We start from the raw sequence: 19979 nt of genomic DNA on the forward strand, positions 1-19979 counted from the left end.
AGCGACCACCCGCAGCAATCCTTCAGCGTGGCCCCATGATCTGCGCCAGCGCATCCGGCTGCGGCGCACCCTGGTGCTGCTGCAGGCGGTCGTTGTCGTCGAGATAGAAGATCGCCGGAGTCGCCTGGGCGCCCAGTTCGCTCATCAGCATCAGGTTGTCGGTGAGCTGTTTCTCCAGAGCTGCCGGGATCTTCTGCAACGGCTTCAGCTTGCTCGCCTTGCCGGCCGCCTCGTGCTCGTTGAGCGCTGCCTGCGGATCCTTGGCGCTGAGCAACGCGGCGGACTTGCCGGCACTGTCGGCGCGCAGCATGCCGACCATGATGTGCCGCAACTGCACCTTGCCGGACTCGACCCAGGGCCGTGCCTGCTTCCAGAACATGTTGCAGTACGGACAGTTCGGGTCGCTGAACATGTAGATGATGCGCGGCGCGTCGGCCTTGCCGTCGGCGATCCAGGTGCTGTTCTCCATGCGCGTCCACATTTCCTTGCCCAGCGGTTCGTAGACCAGCTTCTCCAGGTGCGCGCGGGTCAGGTCATCGCCTTTTGCATCGAGCAGGCTACCGATCAGCACGTGCTCGCCATCCGGGGTGAGATACAGCGCCATGCCCTGCCCGTTGTAACGCGCGGCATAGCCCTTGAGCCCGCCGGGTGCCTCGAAACGGCCGACGACCTCGGCGCCACGCGCCTCGACGGCCTTGATCGCCTCCGGCAATTCCTCGGCCTGCGCCATGGGCAGGGCCAGCAGGCTGACGCCGGCCAGCAGGTAGGGTAACGGCTTGAATCGAATCACTGCGCAGCTTCCTCTTTCAGTTTTTCCAGCGCGCGCGCCAGGCTGGCGTGCGAGAGTTCACCAAGATGGCTGCTGACCTGGCGGCCATCGGCGTTGTAGAACAGCGTGGTCGGCAGTGCCGTGGAGCCCACGTGCTGGCCGAGACGCCCGCCACTGTCGAGCAGGACGTTATCGAGACTCAGCCCTGAGGTTTCCAGGAAGCGGTTGATCTCCCCCTCCCCCTCGCCCTGATTGACGAAGAGAAACAGGGTGTCGCTTTCCCTCGCCTGCGCGTCGGCCAGCACCGGCATTTCGCGGCGGCACGGCGGGCACCAGGTCGCCCACAGATTGATCACCAGCGGCTGACCGGAATAATCCTCCAGCGCCACCGGGCGACCCTGGTTGTCGCGCAGGGCCATTTCCGGCAGCCGCGTGCCCTGCTCGAAGGAGTGCCAGGCCAGGTTACTGAAGCCCCAGCTGAGGATTCCCACCGTCAGCGCGATGCCCAGCGGCTTGCGCAGCTCGCGGTCACGCCAGCCCCACCAGATGCCCAACGCCAGCGCAGCGACCAGCCCAGGCCAGGCGATGAAGCCACCGTCACGGATATCGATGACGCTTAGCCAGTCATCTCGGTAGTACGCCCAGTACAGCGTGACAAAGGCCAGGCGAGCCACGAACAGCGCCACCAGCAGCAGGCGAAACAGCTGCCGCTCCGGGTTGCGCTCGCTGCGGCGGCCGACCCACCAGCCGGTCAGGGTCGCCAGCAGCAGGCTGCCCAGCAGCAATACATGGGGCACCGCCAGGGCCAGCGGCCCGATATTCACAGTCAGCATCAACCTCGCTCCCGGGTCTGGTTCCAGTTCTGCAGAAAGTCCTTGGCACCGACCTCACCGGTGATGCGACGTTCGCGGCGCTCGGCGCCATCCGGGCCGATCCACAGCAGCGTCGGCGGGCCGAGCACCTGGTAACGGTCCAGCAATTCGCGGCTGGCGGCGTCGCTGCGGGTCACGTCGGGGCGCAGCACGCGCACGCCGTCCAGGCTCGCCTGCACCTCGGCATTGCCAAAGACCTCCTTCTCCATGACCTTACAGGAGACGCACCAGTCGGCGTAGTAATCGATCAGCACCCACTGGCCCTGCGCTTTGGCCGCTGCCAGCTCACGATCCAGCACGGACGGATCGCTGAAACCGAACGCGTGAGCTTCGGCGGAGATGGCACCCGCCCCACCGCCGGCATAGATCGCCAGCGGCCGGCGTGGATCGTCCGCACCGCCGGCGGCACCGAGCAGCATCGCGGCGCCCCACAGGCCCAGCAAAATGCCGCTGGCCTGACAGAGCACGCGTTGGCGTTGCACTGCCTGCGCCACATTCAGCAATGCGGTGGCGAGCACCACCAACAACGCCCCCGACAGGCCCAGCCACAGCCAGTCGGCCAGCAGCGGACGCGCAACGAACAGCGCTGCCGCGAGGAAGAGAAAGCCGAACACCACCTTGACCCGATCCATCCAGGCGCCCGGCTTGGGCAGAAAGCGCTGGCCGACCGTCACCAGCAACAGCAACGGCGTGCCGATGCCCAGGCCCAGCGCGAACAGCACCAAGCCACCCTGCAGCGCACTGCCGCTCTGTGCGATGAACAGCAGCGCGGCGGCCAGCGGTGCGGTCATGCAGGGGCCGACCAGCAGGCCGGAGAGCACGCCCAGCGCGCCAGCCCCGGCGAGGCTGCCCCCGCGCTGGCGATCACCGACACGCTGCAGACGATCACGCAGCGCCACCGGCAATTGCAGCTCGAACAAACCGAACATCGGCAGCGCCAGCAACACGAACAGCACGGCGAAACTGGTCAGCAGCCAGGGCTGCTGCAGCGCCGCCTGCAGGTTGGCGCCGAGCAGCGCCGCCAGTACACCGAGCCCGGCGTAGACCAGCGCCATGCTGACCACGTACGCCGACGCCAGGGCAAAACCACGGCGCGAGGTGGCGCCGCTGCCGACCACGATGCCCGCCAGGATCGGCAGCATCGGCAGCGAACAGGGGGTGAAGGCCAGCAGCAAGCCGAGGCCGAAGAAGACCAGCAGGCTCCAGGCCAGTGCCTGACTTTCGAGGCCGCTGACCAGCGCCTGATCCTCAGCCAGCTCAGGCGCTGCCTCCGTGCCGTTGCCAGTCAACGACACCTCGCGGGTCTGCGGCGGATAGCAGAGCCCGGCATCGGCGCAGCCCTGCCAGCCGAGACGCACACTGTTCTCCGCGCCCGCCGGGATGGTCAGTTCGAGACTGTCGCGGTAGATCTGCGAATCGCCGAAGAACTCGTCGCTGTAGGGCTCCCCCTCGGGCAGCGGCGGCTGACGCTCCGGCGGCAGGCCGTCGAACTTCAGGCGCTGCTGATAGAGGTAATAGCCCGGTGCGATCCGCCAGTGCAGCCGCGTCGCGCCGTTCTCCTGCGGGCTGACCGTCAGCGCGAACGCCTCGTCCACCGGCAGAAAATCATCCTGCGAGTTGCCGCCAAACAGCCCACCGGCCGGCAGCGCCAATCCGGGCGCCAACAGAAACAGCAGAAGAACCAATATGCGCATGAGAGTCCTGGCCGAGAAATGACTGCCGCGCAGCATGCCGCGACGGGATTAACGCGCCATTAACACCGTGGTACGGGCTGCATAACGCTGCCTTAATCGCTAAGGTCCACCCTTGAGCTTTTTCTGCGGACCCTACCCATGCACGTGCTGCTTGCCGAAGACGATGTACTGATCGCCAGCGGCATCGTCGCCGGGCTCAATGCCCAGGGCTTGATCGTCGACCATGCTGCGACCGCGGCGGATGCCGAAGCCCTGCTGCGTGCGGCGCACTTCGATGTGCTGATCCTCGACCTCGGCCTGCCCGACGAAGACGGCATCACCCTGCTGCGACGCCTGCGCCAACAGGGCCTGGAACTACCGGTGCTGGTGCTCACCGCGCGCGATGCGGTCAGCGACCGGGTCACCGGCCTGCAGGCGGGTGCCGACGACTACCTGCTCAAGCCGTTCGACCTGCGCGAGCTGGCCGCGCGCCTGCACACGCTGATGCGGCGCATGTCCGGCCGCAGCGTCAACCTCATCGAACATGGCCGGTTGAGCTACGACCCGAGCCGCTGCGAAGCACGCCTGGACGGCCGCCTCGTCGACCTGTCGCGCCGCGAACAGGCACTGCTGCAGGCGCTGCTCAACAACCAGGGCCGGGTGCTCAGCAGCGAGCAGCTCAAGGACGCGGTCTACGGTTTTGCCGACGACGTCGAGAGCAACGCGCTGAACGTGCATATCCACCATCTGCGCCGCAAGCTCGGCAGCGGCATCGTCGAAACCGTCCGAGGCCTCGGCTATCGCCTCGGCCTCGCAGGCGACGAGGACGCGCCATGAGCCTGCGTCTGCGCCTGACCCTGATGCTCGGCTCGGCCTTCGTGCTGCTCTGGGCATTGGCTGCGACCTGGATGCTGGTCGATCTGCGCAGCCAGATGATGCTCTCGCTCGACCAGCGCCTGGCGGCCTCGGCGCGCATGGTCGCCGGTCTGCTGGTGCAGTTGCCGCAGCCGGTGCCCGGCGACGGCCCGCCGCAGCGTTTGAGCGCCGAGCAACTGGGCATCCCCAACGGCCTGGCCTGCCAGGTCAGCTCGCTGCGTGGCGAGGTGCTGGCGCGTAGCCACAGTGCGCCCGACCAGCAGCTGGACGCCGAGCAGAACGGCTTTCGCGACCAGTTGATCGACGGCGTGCCCTGGCGCAGCTTCACCCTGGTGCAAGGCGAGCTGCGCATCACCACGGCCGACCGCCTGGATGAACGTGCCGCGCTGAAACGCTCGGTGTTGCTGGCGGCGGCGCTGCCGGTGGCGGTCGCCCTGCTCGGCAGCCTGGGTCTGCTCTGGCTTGGCCTGGGCCGAGGGCTGGCGCCAGTGCGGCGGATTCGCGAGGCACTGACTCGACGCAGCGCCGACTCCCTCGAACCCTTGCCGGTCGAAGGCCTGCCGCCGGAGCTGCTGCCGCTGGTGCAGACGCAGAACCAGCTGTTCCAGCGCATCGCCCAGGCCATCGAACGCGAACGCCGGCTGACAGGCGACGCCGCCCACGAACTGCGCAGCCCGCTGACGGCGATCAAGACCCACCTGCAGGTAGCACGCATGACCGAAGGCGCCGCCGCCGAACAGGCGCTGGCGAACGCAGAGGCCGGCGCCGACCGCCTGCAGCGCACGCTCGAGCAGTTGCTGTTGCTGGCCCGGGTAGAAGGCAGTCTGGATTTCGACGATGGCCTGCAGTGCACGGCCGCCGAGGTCGCGCGACTGGCGATTCAGGACGCCAGTGGCGGTGACGGCGCGCCAATCCTGTTGCAGGTCCCGGTGGACCTGCCCGACACGCCGCTGGCCATGCCGCCGGTGCTGGCCATCGCCGCGCTGCGCAACCTGCTGGAGAATGCCCAGCGCCACACCGCGCCGGGCAGCGCCGTCACGCTGACCCTGCAGCCTGAAGCCGAGCGAGTACGCTTCGAAGTACGCGACCAGGGCCCGGGCATCGCGGCCGAGCATCTTCAGCACCTGACCCGCCGCTTCTGGCGACACGCCACCAGCAGTGGCAGCGGCCTGGGCCTGGCCATTGTCCAGGCGATCGCGCAACGCTGCGACTGCACCCTCGCCTTCGACAGCCAGGCCGACGGCCTGCGCGTATCGCTGACGGTGCCGTTGCAGCGCTGAGCACGCGCTTAGCCAGGGAATTCCAGGCGGAAGGACGTCCAGCCCTGCGCGGAACTGCAATGGATACGGCCCTGATGGGCCTGAACGATCGAACGAGTAATCGCCAGGCCCAGACCGGCATTGCTCGGGCAGCCTTCGCGGCGCGCGGGGTCGACCCGGTAGAAGCGGTCGAACAGCCGCTCCAGATGCTCAGGCGCGATGGTCGCGCCGGGATTGCTCACCTCAAGCGTCACCTGACCCGCGCCGCGCTCGATGGCCACCCGGATGCGCTCGCCGTCGGGGGTGTAGCGCAGCGCATTGGACAGCAGGTTCGACAGCGCCCGGCGCAGCATCGACAGGTCGCCCTGGATGGTGCCGGCACCGGACAGCTCGAAGCGCACCCCACGCTCGTCGGCCGAAAGCTGGTAGTAGTCCAGCAGCTGCGCGCACAACGCCTCCAGCGCGACGGGCTTGGCGTCCGGCACGATCAGCCCGTTATCCGCCTTGGCGAGAAACAGCATGTCGTCGATCATCCGCGACATGCGCTGCAGCTCCTCCAGATTCGAATGCAGGTTGTCCTGGTACTGATCCAGCGTGCGCGCGCGGGTCAGCGCCACCTCGGTGTGAGTCATCAGGTTGCTCAGCGGTGTGCGCAGCTCGTGGGCGATGTCGGCGGAGAAGTTCGACAACCGCACGAAGGCGTCCTCCAGTCGCGCCAGCATGGCGTTGAAGGCCTGCACCAGCTGTTGCAGTTCCGCCGGCGTCGACTCGTCGGGGATGCGCTCGCGCAGCGACTTGGCCGAGACGGAGGCGGCCACCTGGGTCACCTCGCGCAAGGATCGCAAGCCGCTGCGCACCAGCAGCCAGCCGAGCAACCCGCTGAGCAGCGCACAAAGCACCAGTGCCGCCCACAGCCAGCCGCTGAAGGTGTGAAAGAAGGCCTTGTGTGCGGTGACATCGAGCAGGATTAGCAAGGTCAGCCGCTGTGCGCCGATCTCGACATGCCCGGCCTCGCCACGCCAGACGCGCCCGTCCAGCGTCAGTTCCCCCGCCTCCCGGCCGATCAGATCGAGCAGCGGCGGCTCCGCTTCATCAACGCCCGGCTGAGGAAACAGCTGTGCACCGCGTTCATCGAAAATGAAACCGCGCATCTCGCTGTGCCCACCGAGCAGCACCTGCAGCTGTGGGCGAACGCGCTCGAAGTTCTGCAGGTCGTCCAGCTCCCCCAGCAGGCGTCGGCTTGCCTCGAGCTTTTCGTGCAGCGTATGGCGGTCCAGTTCGTCGAAGTGATGCTCGCTGAGCTGGCTGAAGAAGTAACCGGCGGCGGCCAACACGCCGGTCACCGCCAGCATGAACATCAGGCTCAGCCGCGCGGTCAGCGACAGCCGCTTCATGGCGCGTCCGGCTCGTCGAGCATGTAACCCATGCCCCGTGCGGTGTGGATCAGCTTGGGCTCGAAGCCATCGTCGATCTTCACACGCAAGCGACGGATCGCCACCTCGATGACGTTGGTGTCACTGTCGAAATTCATGTCCCACACCTGCGAAGCGATCAGCGACTTGGGCAGCACCTCGCCGCGCCGACGCAACAGCAGTTCCAGCAGGGTGAATTCCTTGGCAGTCAGGTCAATACGCTGGCCGGCCCGCACCGCGCGGCGCTTGAGCAGATCGACCTCCAGATCGGCGATCTTCAACTGGGTCTGCAAGGCCGCCGCGTTGCCTCGTCGCAGCAGGGTGCGCACGCGCGCCAGCAGCTCGGAGAAAGCGAACGGCTTGACCAGATAATCGTCGGCGCCCAGCTCCAGCCCCTTGACGCGATCCTCGACGCGATCGCGCGCGGTCAGAAACAGCACCGGCACCTCGTTGCCCGACGCCCGCACCAGGCGCAACACTTCCCAGCCATCCAGGCCCGGCATCATCACGTCGAGAATCAGCAGGTCATAGGGCGTACTCAGCACATGCTGCAGCGCGTCGGTTCCGCTGGTAACACGGTCGACGGTGAAGCCGGCCTCGCTCAGCCCCTGCTGCAGGTACATGCCGGTTTTCGGTTCGTCTTCAGCGACCAGCAATTTCATGGCGGCGAGTTCCTTCGGTGGCGACGCCGCAAGTGTGGCAGTGCCCGCAGCTGGGACGCCACGAAGCTGACAAAAAAGTAATCTTTCGATCAGCCTCTTGTCAGGCCGCCGGGGTTAGCGTGGTACTCAGAAAAATGAGGCTTGACCTTGCCATCGCGTCAAGGTTGAGCATCAAACCAGTGCTACCAGACTGGCTAACCGAGGACCATCCCATGACCAGCATTCAACTCAAGGTATCCGGCATGACCTGCGGCGCGTGCGTCCGGCATGTAACCGCGGCACTACAGCCCTTGGCGGGTGTCGAGCGCGTCGAGGTCGATCTGGCCGCCGGGGTCGCCCGGATAGACGGCACGGCCGATAGCGCGGAGCTGATCGCCGCACTCGACGAAGCCGGTTACCCTGCCGAGGTCACCACCGACTCGCCTGCCCCGACGCCCCGCAAAACCGGATGCGGTTGCGGCTGCAACTGAACATCGCTCTGGAGAAGCCCATGAAACTCTACCTCACCGCACTCGCCGCTCTGCTGATGTCCGGCATGGCCCACGCCGCGGACGTCATCGATGTGCATCGCGATGCCAACTGCGGCTGCTGCAAGGACTGGATCAAGTACCTGGAGGCCAACGGTTTCGAGGTGCGCGATCACGTCGAAAGCAACATGTCGGCGGTCAAGCAGAAGCTGGGTGTCGCGCCTCGCCTGGGCTCATGCCACACCGGTGTGATTGACGGCAAGTTCGTCGAAGGCCACGTTCCGGTTGCGGCGATTCATGAGCTGAAGAAGCGCGACGATCTCGCCGGTGTTGCCGTACCGGGCATGCCGGCGGGCTCGCCGGGCATGGATTATGGCCAGCCGCACCAGCAGTACCAGGTGATCGGCCTGACCACCAAGGGCCGCGATCTGGTGCTCGGCGACTACCTCGGCGCGCAACCGGTTCGCTAAGCCGCGCTGCCATCAGGACAGGCGATGCCGTTCGGCATCTCCGGCAGGGCCAGCCCGATTGGGGCTGGCCACGCTGCCAGCTGACAAAATCGTAATTTTCGCTTCAGGTCGCTGACAGATGCACCGCGCTATGGTGCTTGTCACAAGCGTTGCAACGTCGCGCCTGCGCGGCGGCAAACCAACAATTCGATCGACCGAACAGGACCCGCATGCAATTGACCAGTTCTCGGCGCACCTTCGTCAAAAGCCTGGCTGCCGGCGGCGCCGTCGCTGGCCTCGGGCTGTGGCAACAGCCCGTCTGGGCGCTGACCAGCCCAGGTCAGCCGACGGTGCTCAGCGGCACCGAGTTCGACCTCACCATTGATTCCATGAGCGTGGACTTCACCGGCAAGCGCCGCACTGCCATGGCCATCAACGGCAGCATCCCCGGCCCATTGTTGCGCTGGCGCGAGGGCGACACCGTGACCCTGCGCGTGCGCAACCGGCTACCCCACGACACTTCCATCCATTGGCACGGCATCCTGCTGCCGGCCAACATGGACGGCTTACCGGCTTCAGCTTCGCCGGCATCGCGCCGGATGGCATGTACGAATACCGCTTCAAGGTCGTCCAGAGCGGCACCTACTGGTACCACAGCCACTCCGGTTTTCAGGAACAGCTAGGCGTCTATGGCGCGCTGATCATCGATCCCAAGGAGCCGGAGCCTTTCAGCTACGATCGCGACTATGTGGTGTTCCTTTCCGACTGGACCGACGAAAGCCCGGCACGGGTGCTGGCCAAGCTGAAGAAGCGCTCGGACTACTACAACCGGGGCCGCCGCACGCTTGGCGATTTCATCAATGACGTCGCCGACAACGGCTGGAGTGACACCGTCAGCAAGCGCTGGGCCTGGGCGAAGATGAACATGTCGCCGACCGATCTGGCCGATATCAGCGGTGCCACCTACACCTACCTGCTCAACGGCCAGGCGCCGGACGGCAACTGGACCGGCCTGTTTCAGCCAGGCGAGCGCATCCGCCTGCGCCTGATCAACGGCTCGGCGATGAGTTATTTCGACTTCCGCATCCCCGGTCTCAAGCTCACCGTGGTCGCCGCCGACGGGCAGAACGTCAAACCGGTGCAGGTGGACGAAGTGCGCCTGGCCGTGGCGGAAACCCTCGACGTGATCGTCGAGCCGGACGGCAGCCAGAACGCCTACACCCTGTTCGCCCAGGCCATGGACCGCAGCGGCTATGCCCGCGGCACGCTGGCAGTGCGCGATGGCTTGCAGGCGCCGGTGCCCGAGCCCGATCCGCGCCCAGAACTGAGCATGGAGGACATGGGCCACGGTGATCATGCCGCCCACGGCCAGGCTGCTGCGCCTGCGCCGAGCGACGATCCTCACGCCGGGCATGGCGACATGAATCACGGCGCGATGAATCAGAATGAGATGAATGGCCAGATGGACCACGCGACCATGGGCCACGGCTCGTCCGGCGGCGGCATGCAGACGCATCCGGCAAGCGAAACCGACAACCCGCTGGTGGACATGCAGACCATGATGCCGGTGTCCAAGCTGGACGATCCCGGCATCGGCCTGCGCGACAACGGCCGGCGCGTGCTGACCTACGCCGACCTGCGCAGCACCTTCGCCGATCCGGACGGCCGTGAGCCGACGCGCACCATCGAACTGCACCTGACCGGACACATGGAGCGCTTCGCCTGGTCGTTCGACGGCATCCCCTTCGCCGACGCCGAGCCGATCCGCCTCAGATACGGCGAGCGGGTGCGCTTCGTGCTGGTCAACGACACCATGATGCACCACCCCATCCACCTGCACGGGCTGTGGAGCGATCTGGAGGACGAACACGGCAATTTCCAGGTGCGCAAGCACACCATCGACATGCCACCGGGTTCGAAACGCAGCTATCGCGTCACCGCCGACGCCCTCGGGCGCTGGGCCTATCACTGCCACATGCTGATGCACATGGACCTCGGGATGTTCCGCGAAGTCCGCGTAGAAGAATGACGGAGAAAACCATGAAAACAATCAAGCGCACCGCCCTGCTCGCCTTCGGCCTGGCCGCCGCTCTCAGCCTCAACGCCGCCTACGCGCAAAGCGAGCAGGACGGTCATCATCCCGCCAACGCGCCAGCCGAACAGGCCGCGCCGCAGGCCAGCCAGCCCAAGCCCGGACAAAAGCAGGGCGACATGATGCAGGGCATGGACCACGACAAGATGCAGGACATGCACGACCAGCACATGGGTTCCGACCACATGGACCACGGCAGCATGGGCAACGGAAAGATGCAGAACGACCTGCCAAAGGGCGCCGAACAAGGCAAGCCGCATGATCATTAAGACACTGCCGGTCGCCATCGCCCTCGCACTGGCTGCGACGGCGAGCCAGGCGCAGCAGGCCATGGATCATTCCGGACACGCCGGGCACGCTGCGCCAGCGGACCACAGCCAGATGGATCCTGGGCAGATGGGTCACAGCCAGATGAACCATGAGCCTGTGAACCAAGGCGGCATGGATCATCGCGATCACAGCAGCATGGATCACAGTTCAATGGCTCACCCGCCGGTCACCGGCGTCGGCACCGGACAGGAGCCGCGCACGCCAATTCCTACGATCAGCGATGCTGACCGCGCCGCGGCATTTCCCGACCTGCCGCCTCATTCTATGCATCAGGGCGGCAGCAATTTTCTGTTCCTCGCCGATCAGCTGGAATGGCAGGACGCCGATGAAGGCAGCACGCTGGCCTGGGACCTTTCCGGCTGGTATGGCGGCGATATCGACCGCCTCGCCTTCCGCTCCGAGGGTGAGCGCACCAATGGCCACACCGAGGAGGCCGAACTGCAGCTGCTCTGGAGCCACGCCATCGGCCCCTGGTGGGAAACCGTCGCCGGCGTGCGCCAGGACTTCAAGCCTGGTTCGCCACAGACCTGGGCCGCCTTTGGCGTGCAGGGCATGCCACTGTTCGGTCTGGAAACCGAAGCCACGGCTTTCCTTGGCGAGGGCGGCCAGAGCGCGCTGCGCCTGGAGGCTGAATACGACATCCTGCTGACCCAGCGCTGGGTACTGCAGCCCACCGCGGAGCTGAACCTGCACGGGCGCAACGACCAGGCGCGCGGCGTCGGCTCCGGTCTCAGCGACGCCAGTGTCGGTCTGCGCCTGCGTTACGAGATAAGTCGTCAGTTCGCGCCTTATGTCGGCGTCAGCTGGGGCCGTGCCTACGGCAATACCGCTGACCTGCTGCGTGCCGATGACGAAGACGTCAGCGAGGCGAAGCTGGTAGCCGGTATTCGCTTCTGGTTCTGAGGCCCCACGTATGAAGACTGTCCTGGCGACACTGGCACTGAGCACCCTGCTGGTTGCAATCGGCGGCGCGCTGGTGGTGTATTCCGGCATCATCGATGTCGGCGCGGACGCCCCGCACAGCGCGCCACTGCACGCCGTGCTGGAGACCACCCGTGAACGCGCCGTGGCCGTGCGCGCCCGCGACCTCGAAGTGCCGACGCTGGGGTCTGCGGAGCAGATTCGTTCCGGGGCGGGCAACTACGCGGCCATGTGCGTCGGTTGCCACCTGGCGCCCGGCGTCGAGCCGACCGAACTGAGCCAGGGCCTCTACCCCGCGCCCCCAACGCTTGCCGAGGACTCCCGCGACAACGACCCGGCCGCGACTTTCTGGGTCATCAAGCATGGACTCAAGTCCACCGGCATGCCGGCGTGGGGCAAGTTCATGGAGGACCGCTACATCTGGTCGCTGGTCGCCTTCGTCGAACAACTGCCCTCACTCACCCCGCTGGAATACCAGACGCTAGTGGACTCTAGTGACGGCCACCAGCACGGTGGCGGTGAATCGGACATGCACGATCACAGCGGCCAGCACCCCGCTCCTGCCGCCGATCAGCAGCCAGCAGGCGCAGACCATCATCAGGGCGCACACGACGGCCATGCGCCGGCACAATCGGAAGCAGCACCGCAAGCCGATGTACACCACCACCCGGACGGCAGCCGCCACGTGCATTGATGCGCTGCGCCATGAACGGCGCAATCGTCCTTCAAGGCGTTCGCTTCAGCGCCTCGCCTCGATCTGTCCGACTCGCTCCAGCCAACCCGACTCCAGGCGTGGCTGGTCGGTGTCCATGTTCCGCGCCTCCATCGCCTCGCGGTGACGATCAATCTCGGCAACCGAATCGCTGAGGCCGCTGGAGTTGCCATCGAGCCGATGCATCTGCGTCAGCCCCAGGTGATAGAAGCGCAGCAGCTTCATCGCGTCCGGATCGCCCGCACTTACGCCTGCCTTGACCTGGTGCATCATGTTCGTCACACGCATCAGGCTGCGCTTGAGCTGCCAGCCGTATACCGCTGCGGCCATCCACGGCTGCTGCCAGTACAGCCACCTGACGATTCCGATCGTCAGCGCCAGTCCGGCCACGACACCAATGATGTTCAGCCGCAGGTTGTCGCCACCGGGCTCACCGAACAGCGCCACGGCAAGGGTCGACAAGCCCATGGCGAGGACGGCAAAGGTCGCGGCGACGATCAGCGTGCTGCGCCGGGTCTGCTGGCGATAGGTTTCGGGGCTGAGCGGAACGATCTCGAATAGCACCACAGGGCGATGTCCTTGGCTGAGGCGGAAGATGAGCGGTGGCCATTATCACCTCAATCGGCGAGCGATGACTGACGCAGCGCAGTTTCTTCCGGGACCCGGCTATGCTGGAGCCGTCCCAACAGGAGAACCCCATGCGCCGCCTCGCCACGCCCGCCGATGAGCAGCGGGTCTATAACATCTACATGCACCCGGACGTGGTGCCCTACCTGGGCTTCGATCCCATGCCGCGCGAGCACTTCGGCAAGGTTTTCGAACCGCTGTTCGAAAGCGCCAGCTTCTATGTCTTCGAAGACGACGGCATGGTGCAGGGCTTCTACAAGGTGCAGCGCCATCTGGGCCGCGCCGCCCATGTGGCCTACCTCGGCACCCTGGCCGTCGCGCCCGAGGTCAGGGGCAGCGGCCTGGCGCAGCGGATGATGCAGGAAGCCCTCGACAAGCTGGCCGGCAGCGGCATTCGTCGTGTGGAATTGACGGTGGAGGCGGACAACCCGCGGGCGATCGCCTTCTACGAGCGTTTCGGCTTCGTCCACGAAGGCACGCAACGCGCTGCCTACAAGCGCAGCAGCGACGACGGCTTCGTCGACGAACTGATGTATGGACTGTTGCTGGGACCCGGGCGGGTCCCAGCGTAGGTACTGCGTCGTTCGTCAGCCCTTGAGCTTGCTGGTGATCTTCGCCACGTGCTCGCCCTGGTAGCGTGCGATGGCCAGTTCCTTCTCCGAAGGCTGACGCGAGCCGTCGCCACCGGCGATGGTCGTGGCGCCATAGGGCGTGCCACCGTTAGTTTCGGAGATGTCGAAGAACTCGCTGATGCCATAACCGGTCGGCACGATGACCATGCCGTGGTGCGCCAGGGTGGTCCAGGTCGAGGTGATGGTCATCTCCTGACCGCCGCCGGTGCCGGTCGAGGCGAATACGCTGGCGGCCTTGCCGTGCAGCGCGCCCTTGGCCCACAGGCCGCCGGTGCGGTCGAGGAAGTTGCGCATCTGCCCGGACATGTTGCCGAAGCGGGTCGGGGTGCCAAAGATGATTCCGTCGTAGTCCGGCAGCTCGTTCGGATCGGCGATATCGGCTGGCTGATCGACCTTGCCGCCGGCGTTGCGGAAGGCGTCTTCCGGCATGGTTTCCGGCACGCGCTTGATCGTCACCTCCACGCCCGGCACACGGCGCGCGCCTTCGGCGACGGCATTGGCCATCGTTTCGATATGGCCGTACATGGAGTGATAGAGCACGAGAATCTTCGCCATCTTGCTTTCCTCTTTCGGTGGGTGAGTCTGAATTAAGTGGTGGATGGGATAACGCGCCAGACGGGTCGTTCCGACAGCAGGCGTCAGAGCGACTCGACCAGGACAACTTCGCTGTCTGCTACGGCCCTGATGCTCAGCCGTGTCTCATCACGCACGGCCACGCCATCGCCGGCGGCGACCGCAAGTCCGTTGATCTCGATCTGGCCGCTGGCCGGCACCAGATACACCCGGTGCCCGGCAGCAATTTCGTAGTCGGCGCTCTGCCCTGCTGCAAGCGTAGCCGCTGCCAGCCTGGCTTCAGCACGAATCGGCAGCGCCTCGGCATCGCCGGACAGGCCACTGGCGAGCGTGACGAAGGCGCCGGCGCGCTCGCCGGTGGGGAACTGGCGAGTGCCCCAGGCCGGCGGCAGTCCGGTCTGCTGCGGGTGAATCCATATCTGGAAAATGCGCGTTTCCACATCCTCCAGGTTGTACTCGCTGTGCACGATCCCGGTGCCGGCGCTCATCACCTGCACATCGCCAGCGACGGTACGGCCGCGGTTGCCGAGGCTGTCTTCATGGGTGATGGCGCCTTGGCGGACGTAGGTGATGATTTCCATGTCCCGGTGCGAGTGCGGTTCGAAGCCCGATTGCGGCGCGATGCTGTCGTCGTTCCATACGCGCAGGCGGCCCCAGCGCATGCGCTCGACGTCGTGATAACCAGCAAAGGAAAAGTGGTGACGCGCGTTCAGCCAGCCGTGCTGCGCATGGCCAAGCTGGGCATATGGACGTAGTTCGGTCATCTCGCTCTCCACAGATCGGGGCACCGGGACGAACCCGGCCAATGAGGGAGATGATCCATTCAATCAGATCAATATTGTTTGCAATTTTCAGCCAATAACTATCGATGAGATCGATACGTATGCAGGCGAACTGGCTCGGCGCTCTAGCGTAGCGACCAGTCTCTTGCCCGTAGCGCATTTACCTGCCACAAAGCGCTCCCCTCTTTCAGCTTTCAGGAAGCGCATGAATGAACGATGAATTGCTGGTCGAAGACATTCAGCTCGGCGATGGCAAAGCGGTGGTCAAGGGTGCGCTGATCACCACCCAATACCGCGGCACGCTGAGCGACGGCACGCTGTTCGACAGCTCCTACGAGCGCGGCAAACCCTTCCAGTGCGTGATCGGCACCGGTCGGGTGATCAAGGGTTGGGACATCGGGCTGATGGGCATGCGGGTCGGCGGCAAGCGCCGGCTGTTCGTGCCGGCGCAGCTGGGCTATGGCGAGCGCCAGGTCGGCGCGCATATTCCGCCCAATTCGGATCTGCACTTCGAGATCGAGCTGCTCGAAGTGCTGACCCGAGACGACTGACCAGCCTCTCTGACGACCCCTGCCGGCCGCCAGAAAGTCGCGCGTATCAGGCCTCGCTGGCGAGGTCCGGGCGCGCCACACCGTGGGGATACTGCTCCCGATAGCGCGCCAACCAGACGGCCCCCGCCGGATTTTCCCAGGCGTGACGGTGCAACAGCGCCATGCCATCCGGATCGTTCAGCAGGCGCCAGCGCGCCGCCTCGGCATCCGCGCCGTCCGGGCCGACCGCCAGCACCTGACCGAGGCGCTGCTCGCGCAAACGCTCGGCGCCGGTGACCACCCTGGCATGCCGGGCGCGCGCCATGGCACAGACCAGCGCGTTGTACAGCGGATCGACCACCGCCACGAGGAAGCCATGGCGCAAGGCAACCGCCTGGTTCTGCTGCTGGTACAGGTCGGTATTGGCCAGCTCGGTGGGCGGTGCGTATTCCTCCGGGATCAGGAACAGCTTGCTGCGCCGCGCGGCCACGCCGAGACCGGTACGGCTGGTGATCACCGATACCGGCGCCGACAGGATCAGCGACACCACGATTGGCGCCAGCCACCAGAGAAAGGCCGCATCCAGCCAGGCGACCAGGGCCGTCCAGAGCACACCGATGACGATCTGCGAGCCATGCCGGCGCAGGGCTTCACCCCAGGGAGTTGCGTTATCGCCGCGCTGCGGCGAATTCCACTGCACCGACCAGCCGAGGAAGGCCGCAGTGACGAACACGCTGTGGAAGAGCATGCGCACCGGCGCCAGCAGCACCGAGAACAGCGTTTCGATCAGCATCGACAGCAGCACCCGCAGCCGCCCGCCATAGGCTTCAGCTCCCTGGATGCAAACCAGCAGCACGCTGAGCAGCTTGGGCAGAAACAGCAGCGTCATGGTCGCCGAGAACAGCGCGATGGCTTCCTGCGGATGCCAGCGTGGCCACAGCGGGTAAAGCTGGTTCGGCTGCAGGAAGTACTCCGGCTCCATCAGCGTATGGATCGCCAGCAGGCCGGTGGACAGCAGCAGGAAGAGGAACCACAGTGGCGCCGACAGGTAGGACATCACGCCGGTAAGGAACACCAGGCGATGCACCGTGTGCACACCGCGCACCATGAACAGGCGGAAGTTCATCAGGTTGCCGTGGCACCAGCGACGATCGCGCTTGAGTTCGTCGAGCAGGTTCGGCGGCAGCTCCTCGTAACTGCCCGGCAGGTCGTAGGCGATCCACACGCCCCAGCCGGCACGGCGCATCAGCGCGGCTTCGACGAAGTCGTGGGAGAGGATCGCCCCGGCGAACGAGCCGGTGCCGGGCAACGGCGCCAACGCGCAGTGGTCGATGAACGGCTTTACGCGAATGATCGCGTTGTGGCCCCAGTAGTGCGATTCACCCAGCTGCCAGAAGTTGAGCCCGGCGGTGAACAGCGGGCCGTAGACCCGCGTGGCGAACTGCTGCAGCCGCGCATAGAGCGTGTCCATGCCCGACGCCTTGGGCGCGGTCTGGATGATGCCAGCATTGGGGTTTGCCTCCATCAGTCGGACCAGGCTGGTCAGACATTCGCCACTCATCACGCTGTCGGCGTCCAGCACCACCATGTAGCGGTAGCTGCTGCCCCAGCGACGACAGAAGTCGTCGATGTTGCCGCTCTTGCGCTTCACCCGGCGCCGGCGGCGGCGGTAAAAGATGTGGCCGAAGCCATCCACCGCACGGCACAACTCGACCCAGGCCTTCTGCTCGGCAACACAGGTGTCCGGGTCGTTGCTGTCGCTGAGCACGAAGATGTCGAAATGCTCGAGCTCACCGGTTGCTTTGAGCGACTCGTAAGTCGCGCGCAGGCCGGCGAACACACGCGGCACGTCCTCGTTGGCGATCGGCATCACCAGCGCCGTACGCGCCTCGGCCGGTATCGGTTCGGTGCCGGGGCTGCTGGCCGAGATGCTGTAGCGGTCCTTGCCGCGCAGTAGCTGGAAGAAGCCCATCAGCGCGGTCCAGAAGCCCACCGAGACCCAGCAGAACAGCAGTGCGAAGAGCAGCAGGATGCTCGTCTGCACCACATAGGGAAGGATCTGCCGGGCCGATTCGGACAGCGGCTGGACGAACACTTCCTGCATGTCGACCAGGAACCAGCCCTGGTAAGGCAGCACCGCCTTCATCTGCCAGGTGGCGAAGGCGGTCTGGCCGAGCATCAGCAACAGCAGCGCCGCGCGGCGCAAGGCCGCGACCCGGCGCCAGCGCGCCTCGTCGAGCGGCTGCGGACTGGGCTCGAAGTGACGCCGCGGCGGCGTGCGACCCAGCATCCGGCGCCAGCCACGGCGCAGGATATTGGTATGCCAGGGCTCCGGCACCATGCGCGTGCGCACGATCGGCGGGGTCGACTGCACATAGGCGCGCCCCTGGTGATCCTCAGCGATCACGCCGGTGCGGTCGAACAGATCGCCCCAGCCCAGCCGCAGTCGCGCAACCACCGAATCGAGCAGACGCCGCGACGGGCTGCGCTGCGCGCTGGTCTCGGCAGACAGTTCATCATGCAGCGCGAACAGGCCGCCCCGCTCGGCCGCCTGCCGGTATCTGGCCGGGTCCTCGGTTTCGTTCAATGCCAGGCCGTCGCAATAGTTTTGCGTCAGACCATTCACTGCATGCTGCTCATTCATGGGGAGGAATCTGGTAGGTCCAGGTTTCGGAAAGGGTCTTGTCGCCGTCGACCAGCGCCGCACGCATCTCGACCGGGCGCGCCGGGTCGCGCACCTTCAAGCGCAGCGTCAGGCGCCAGCCCTTGGTGACGGTGTTGTAGCGCAGGTTGTTTTCCACCAGCTCGGCATTGTCATCGACGCTGACGCGCGTGCTGACCGGCGCATCCTCGGCGAGCTTCTCCAGCACCGGCCCGATGAAGTCCACGACCAGAGCCGTGCTGCCGTCAGGCTGGCGGATCAGGTTGGCCTGCTTGACGTCGCCGGTGGAGATACGGGTCTGCTGCACCCACGCCAGCTCAGGATCGTGCAGGCTCGGTTCGTCCATGGAGAAGTGCAGGCGGTATTCCAGATCCAGCGACTGGCCGGGCTCCGGCTGCTTTTCCGGGGACCAGAAGGCGACGATGTTGTCATTGGTCTCGTCAGGCGTCGGGATCTCGACCAGCTCGACATGGCCCTTGCCCCAGTCGCCGCGGGTTTCCACCCAGCCGCTCGGGCGCAGCTCGTAGCGGTCGTCCAGGTCTTCGTAACGGCCGAAATCGCGAGTGCGCTGCATCAGCCCGAAGCCGCGCGGGTTCTCCACGCTGAACGCACTCACGGCCAGCCGCTTCGGATTGTTCAGCGGACGCCAGATCCATTCGCCACTGCCGGCATGAATCGCCAGACCCTCGGAGTCATGCAGTTGCGGACGGAAGTTGGTGACATTGCTCGGCTGGTTGGCGCCGAACAGGAACATGCTGGTCAGTGGCGCAATCCCGAGCTTGCCGACCTGCTCGCGGAGAAACACCTTGGCCTGCACGTCCAGCGTGCTGTCCTTGCCCGGCGTCAGCACCATGCGATAGGCGCCGGTGGCGCGCGGCGAATCGAGCAGCGCGTAGATCACCAGGTTGCGCCGATCAGCCTGCGGCCGCTCGACCCAGAATTCGCGGAACCGCGGGAACTCCTCGCCCACTGGCAGTGCCGTGTCGACCGCCAGCCCGCGCGCGGAGAGCCCGTACCACTGGCCCTTGCCGATGATGCGGAAGTAGCTGGCGCCGAGCAGGGTCATCACCTCGTCCTGCTTGTCCTTCTTGTTCAGCGGATAGAGCACCTTGAAGCCGGCGAAGCCCAGCCCCTCCAGCGAGGCCGGGTCGATGTCGACACCGCCGAACTCGAACATCGACGGGTCGTAGCGAATCTCGCGCACTTTCGTCGCGGTGATTTCATTGATGCGCACCGGCGTGTCGAAGTGCATGCCCTGGTGATAGAACTGCAGATGGAACGGGGTTTCGACGTCCTTCCAGTAGGCATGCTCCGGGTTGAAGCGCACGCGCTGGTAGTCGGCGAATGCCATCTTGCGGAATTCGTCGGGCAGGTTGCTCACCGGCTCCTCGTAACCGCTGGCAGCCAGTTCCTGAGCCCGCTTGGCCACATCGTCGAGGCTGAACGCCAGCGCACTGCCGGCCATCAGCATGCACAGGCCACCCGCCAGACCGGCCAGCATGCGCGCCGGCTGATTCCCCGTGTTCCATTGAAAAATGCGTAACACACCGCCTCCGAATTACACGTTTGTGCAGAGTCCGCTCTGCTTCGCTGTTTCTGATCGCCTACAACCCACGTATTCCGCCGCTTTGCTCTACAGCGCGGCAGCGATCGCGGGCTGGATGCAGATCGCCATACAG

General features: G+C 65.7%; 19 protein-coding genes and 1 pseudogene. 10 read left to right on the forward strand and 10 right to left on the reverse strand.

What is annotated here, in order from left to right; genetic code table 11:
- Positions 1-22 precede the first annotated feature (22 nt).
- The 3 genes from dsbG to dsbD are packed head-to-tail and all read right to left on the reverse strand — an operon-like array spanning position 23 to position 3335.
- The gene (gene dsbG / locus BM275_RS11780; RefSeq protein WP_090521265.1) at positions 23-790 is read right to left on the reverse strand and encodes a thiol:disulfide interchange protein DsbG; all 768 of its coding nucleotides are present in this window, start codon (positions 788-790) and stop codon (positions 23-25) included.
- Positions 787-1602 carry a TlpA disulfide reductase family protein gene (locus BM275_RS11785; protein ID WP_090521268.1) on the reverse strand — a complete coding sequence of 272 codons (816 nt, stop codon included), beginning with the start codon at positions 1600-1602 and terminating at the stop codon, positions 787-789. The genes dsbG and BM275_RS11785 overlap by 4 nt, the downstream gene beginning before the upstream one ends.
- Entirely contained in the window at positions 1602-3335 is a 1734-nt protein-coding gene (gene dsbD / locus BM275_RS11790) for a protein-disulfide reductase DsbD (RefSeq protein WP_090521270.1), read from the reverse strand. The genes BM275_RS11785 and dsbD overlap by 1 nt, the downstream gene beginning before the upstream one ends.
- 138 nt (positions 3336-3473) lie before the next feature.
- Between dsbD and BM275_RS11795 the strand changes: the two genes are divergently transcribed.
- Together BM275_RS11795 and BM275_RS11800 are read left to right on the forward strand one after the other, a co-directional pair.
- Complete coding sequence (locus BM275_RS11795; RefSeq protein ID WP_023446765.1) at positions 3474-4151, forward strand: response regulator; 678 nt, start codon at positions 3474-3476, stop codon at positions 4149-4151.
- The gene (locus BM275_RS11800) at positions 4148-5470 is read left to right on the forward strand and encodes a sensor histidine kinase (RefSeq protein ID WP_090521273.1); all 1323 of its coding nucleotides are present in this window, start codon (positions 4148-4150) and stop codon (positions 5468-5470) included. Before BM275_RS11795 ends, BM275_RS11800 begins: the two co-directional genes overlap by 4 nt.
- An 8-nt stretch (positions 5471-5478) precedes the next feature.
- Here the strand turns inward: BM275_RS11800 and BM275_RS11805 are convergent, their stop codons facing one another.
- Positions 5479-6843: a heavy metal sensor histidine kinase gene (locus BM275_RS11805; protein ID WP_090521275.1), complete on the reverse strand. Its 1365-nt coding sequence runs from the start codon at positions 6841-6843 to the stop codon at positions 5479-5481.
- Positions 6840-7523, reverse strand: coding sequence for a heavy metal response regulator transcription factor (locus tag BM275_RS11810; RefSeq protein WP_046618700.1), 684 nt, complete (start codon positions 7521-7523; stop codon positions 6840-6842). Before BM275_RS11810 ends, BM275_RS11805 begins: the two co-directional genes overlap by 4 nt.
- A gap of 212 nt (positions 7524-7735) precedes the next feature.
- Here BM275_RS11810 and BM275_RS11815 point away from each other — a divergent pair, with 212 nt between their 5' ends.
- The 6 genes and pseudogenes from BM275_RS11815 to BM275_RS11840 all read left to right on the forward strand — a co-directional run bounded on the left by BM275_RS11815 (position 7736) and on the right by BM275_RS11840 (position 12476).
- A complete protein-coding gene (locus tag BM275_RS11815; protein ID WP_044315680.1) occupies positions 7736-7993 on the forward strand; it encodes a heavy-metal-associated domain-containing protein in 258 nt (85 codons plus the stop codon).
- 20 nt (positions 7994-8013) lie between these two features.
- A complete protein-coding gene (locus tag BM275_RS11820) occupies positions 8014-8460 on the forward strand; it encodes a DUF411 domain-containing protein (protein WP_044315681.1) in 447 nt (148 codons plus the stop codon).
- A gap of 209 nt (positions 8461-8669) precedes the next feature.
- Positions 8670-10468: pseudogene (locus tag BM275_RS11825) on the forward strand (copper resistance system multicopper oxidase).
- 11 nt (positions 10469-10479) lie between these two features.
- Complete coding sequence (locus BM275_RS11830) at positions 10480-10800, forward strand: hypothetical protein (RefSeq protein WP_044314887.1); 321 nt, start codon at positions 10480-10482, stop codon at positions 10798-10800.
- Positions 10790-11764, forward strand: a complete 975-nt coding sequence (locus BM275_RS11835) for a copper resistance protein B (RefSeq protein WP_046618703.1) — start codon at positions 10790-10792, stop codon at positions 11762-11764. Before BM275_RS11830 ends, BM275_RS11835 begins: the two co-directional genes overlap by 11 nt.
- 10 nt (positions 11765-11774) lie before the next feature.
- Entirely contained in the window at positions 11775-12476 is a 702-nt protein-coding gene (locus BM275_RS11840) for a c-type cytochrome (protein WP_090521277.1), read from the forward strand.
- Between the two features lie 45 nt (positions 12477-12521).
- Here the strand turns inward: BM275_RS11840 and BM275_RS11845 are convergent, their stop codons facing one another.
- Positions 12522-13061 carry a DUF3087 domain-containing protein gene (locus BM275_RS11845; RefSeq protein WP_090521278.1) on the reverse strand — a complete coding sequence of 180 codons (540 nt, stop codon included), beginning with the start codon at positions 13059-13061 and terminating at the stop codon, positions 12522-12524.
- A 131-nt stretch (positions 13062-13192) separates the two neighbouring features.
- Between BM275_RS11845 and BM275_RS11850 the strand changes: the two genes are divergently transcribed.
- Positions 13193-13693 carry a GNAT family N-acetyltransferase gene (locus BM275_RS11850; RefSeq protein WP_090521280.1) on the forward strand — a complete coding sequence of 167 codons (501 nt, stop codon included), beginning with the start codon at positions 13193-13195 and terminating at the stop codon, positions 13691-13693.
- 15 nt (positions 13694-13708) lie between these two features.
- Here BM275_RS11850 and wrbA read toward each other — a convergent pair whose 3' ends face one another.
- Together wrbA and BM275_RS11860 are read right to left on the reverse strand one after the other, a co-directional pair.
- Positions 13709-14308, reverse strand: coding sequence for an NAD(P)H:quinone oxidoreductase (gene wrbA / locus BM275_RS11855; RefSeq protein WP_090521282.1), 600 nt, complete (start codon positions 14306-14308; stop codon positions 13709-13711).
- An 83-nt stretch (positions 14309-14391) separates the two neighbouring features.
- Positions 14392-15090, reverse strand: a complete 699-nt coding sequence (locus BM275_RS11860; protein ID WP_090521284.1) for a pirin family protein — start codon at positions 15088-15090, stop codon at positions 14392-14394.
- 227 nt (positions 15091-15317) lie between these two features.
- On the opposite strand from BM275_RS11860, the gene BM275_RS11865 reads away from it, so the two are divergent.
- Positions 15318-15659 (forward strand): FKBP-type peptidyl-prolyl cis-trans isomerase, encoded by a 342-nt coding sequence (locus BM275_RS11865; RefSeq protein WP_014820962.1) that lies wholly within the window; start codon positions 15318-15320, stop codon positions 15657-15659.
- A gap of 46 nt (positions 15660-15705) precedes the next feature.
- On the opposite strand, the gene mdoH is transcribed toward BM275_RS11865, so the two are convergent.
- On the reverse strand, positions 15706-18282 hold the full coding sequence (gene mdoH, locus BM275_RS11870) for a glucans biosynthesis glucosyltransferase MdoH (protein ID WP_208607459.1): 2577 nt from the start codon (positions 18280-18282) through the stop codon (positions 15706-15708).
- Positions 18275-19801, reverse strand: a complete 1527-nt coding sequence (locus BM275_RS11875; protein WP_090521287.1) for a glucan biosynthesis protein G — start codon at positions 19799-19801, stop codon at positions 18275-18277. The genes mdoH and BM275_RS11875 overlap by 8 nt, the downstream gene beginning before the upstream one ends.
- Positions 19802-19979 lie beyond the last annotated feature (178 nt).

The organism is Stutzerimonas kunmingensis, assembly GCF_900114065.1.
In the GTDB taxonomy this organism is placed as follows: domain Bacteria; phylum Pseudomonadota; class Gammaproteobacteria; order Pseudomonadales; family Pseudomonadaceae; genus Stutzerimonas; species Stutzerimonas kunmingensis.

Excerpts from the sequence above, each read along its gene's own strand:
- BM275_RS11785 (WP_090521268.1), bottom strand. The coding sequence starts at position 1,602 with ATGCTGACTGTGAATATCGGGCCGCTGGCCCTGGCGGTGCCCCATGTA.
- dsbD (WP_090521270.1), bottom strand. The coding sequence starts at position 3,335 with ATGCGCATATTGGTTCTTCTGCTGTTTCTGTTGGCGCCCGGATTGGCG.
- BM275_RS11795 (WP_023446765.1), top strand. The coding sequence starts at position 3,474 with ATGCACGTGCTGCTTGCCGAAGACGATGTACTGATCGCCAGCGGCATC.
- BM275_RS11800 (WP_090521273.1), top strand. The coding sequence starts at position 4,148 with ATGAGCCTGCGTCTGCGCCTGACCCTGATGCTCGGCTCGGCCTTCGTG.
- BM275_RS11805 (WP_090521275.1), bottom strand. The coding sequence starts at position 6,843 with ATGAAGCGGCTGTCGCTGACCGCGCGGCTGAGCCTGATGTTCATGCTG.
- BM275_RS11810 (WP_046618700.1), bottom strand. The coding sequence starts at position 7,523 with ATGAAATTGCTGGTCGCTGAAGACGAACCGAAAACCGGCATGTACCTG.
- BM275_RS11815 (WP_044315680.1), top strand. The coding sequence starts at position 7,736 with ATGACCAGCATTCAACTCAAGGTATCCGGCATGACCTGCGGCGCGTGC.
- BM275_RS11820 (WP_044315681.1), top strand. The coding sequence starts at position 8,014 with ATGAAACTCTACCTCACCGCACTCGCCGCTCTGCTGATGTCCGGCATG.
- BM275_RS11830 (WP_044314887.1), top strand. The coding sequence starts at position 10,480 with ATGAAAACAATCAAGCGCACCGCCCTGCTCGCCTTCGGCCTGGCCGCC.
- BM275_RS11835 (WP_046618703.1), top strand. The coding sequence starts at position 10,790 with ATGATCATTAAGACACTGCCGGTCGCCATCGCCCTCGCACTGGCTGCG.
- BM275_RS11840 (WP_090521277.1), top strand. The coding sequence starts at position 11,775 with ATGAAGACTGTCCTGGCGACACTGGCACTGAGCACCCTGCTGGTTGCA.
- BM275_RS11850 (WP_090521280.1), top strand. The coding sequence starts at position 13,193 with ATGCGCCGCCTCGCCACGCCCGCCGATGAGCAGCGGGTCTATAACATC.
- wrbA (WP_090521282.1), bottom strand. The coding sequence starts at position 14,308 with ATGGCGAAGATTCTCGTGCTCTATCACTCCATGTACGGCCATATCGAA.
- BM275_RS11860 (WP_090521284.1), bottom strand. The coding sequence starts at position 15,090 with ATGACCGAACTACGTCCATATGCCCAGCTTGGCCATGCGCAGCACGGC.
- BM275_RS11865 (WP_014820962.1), top strand. The coding sequence starts at position 15,318 with ATGAACGATGAATTGCTGGTCGAAGACATTCAGCTCGGCGATGGCAAA.
- mdoH (WP_208607459.1), bottom strand. The coding sequence starts at position 18,282 with ATGAATGAGCAGCATGCAGTGAATGGTCTGACGCAAAACTATTGCGAC.
- BM275_RS11875 (WP_090521287.1), bottom strand. The coding sequence starts at position 19,801 with ATGCTGGCCGGTCTGGCGGGTGGCCTGTGCATGCTGATGGCCGGCAGT.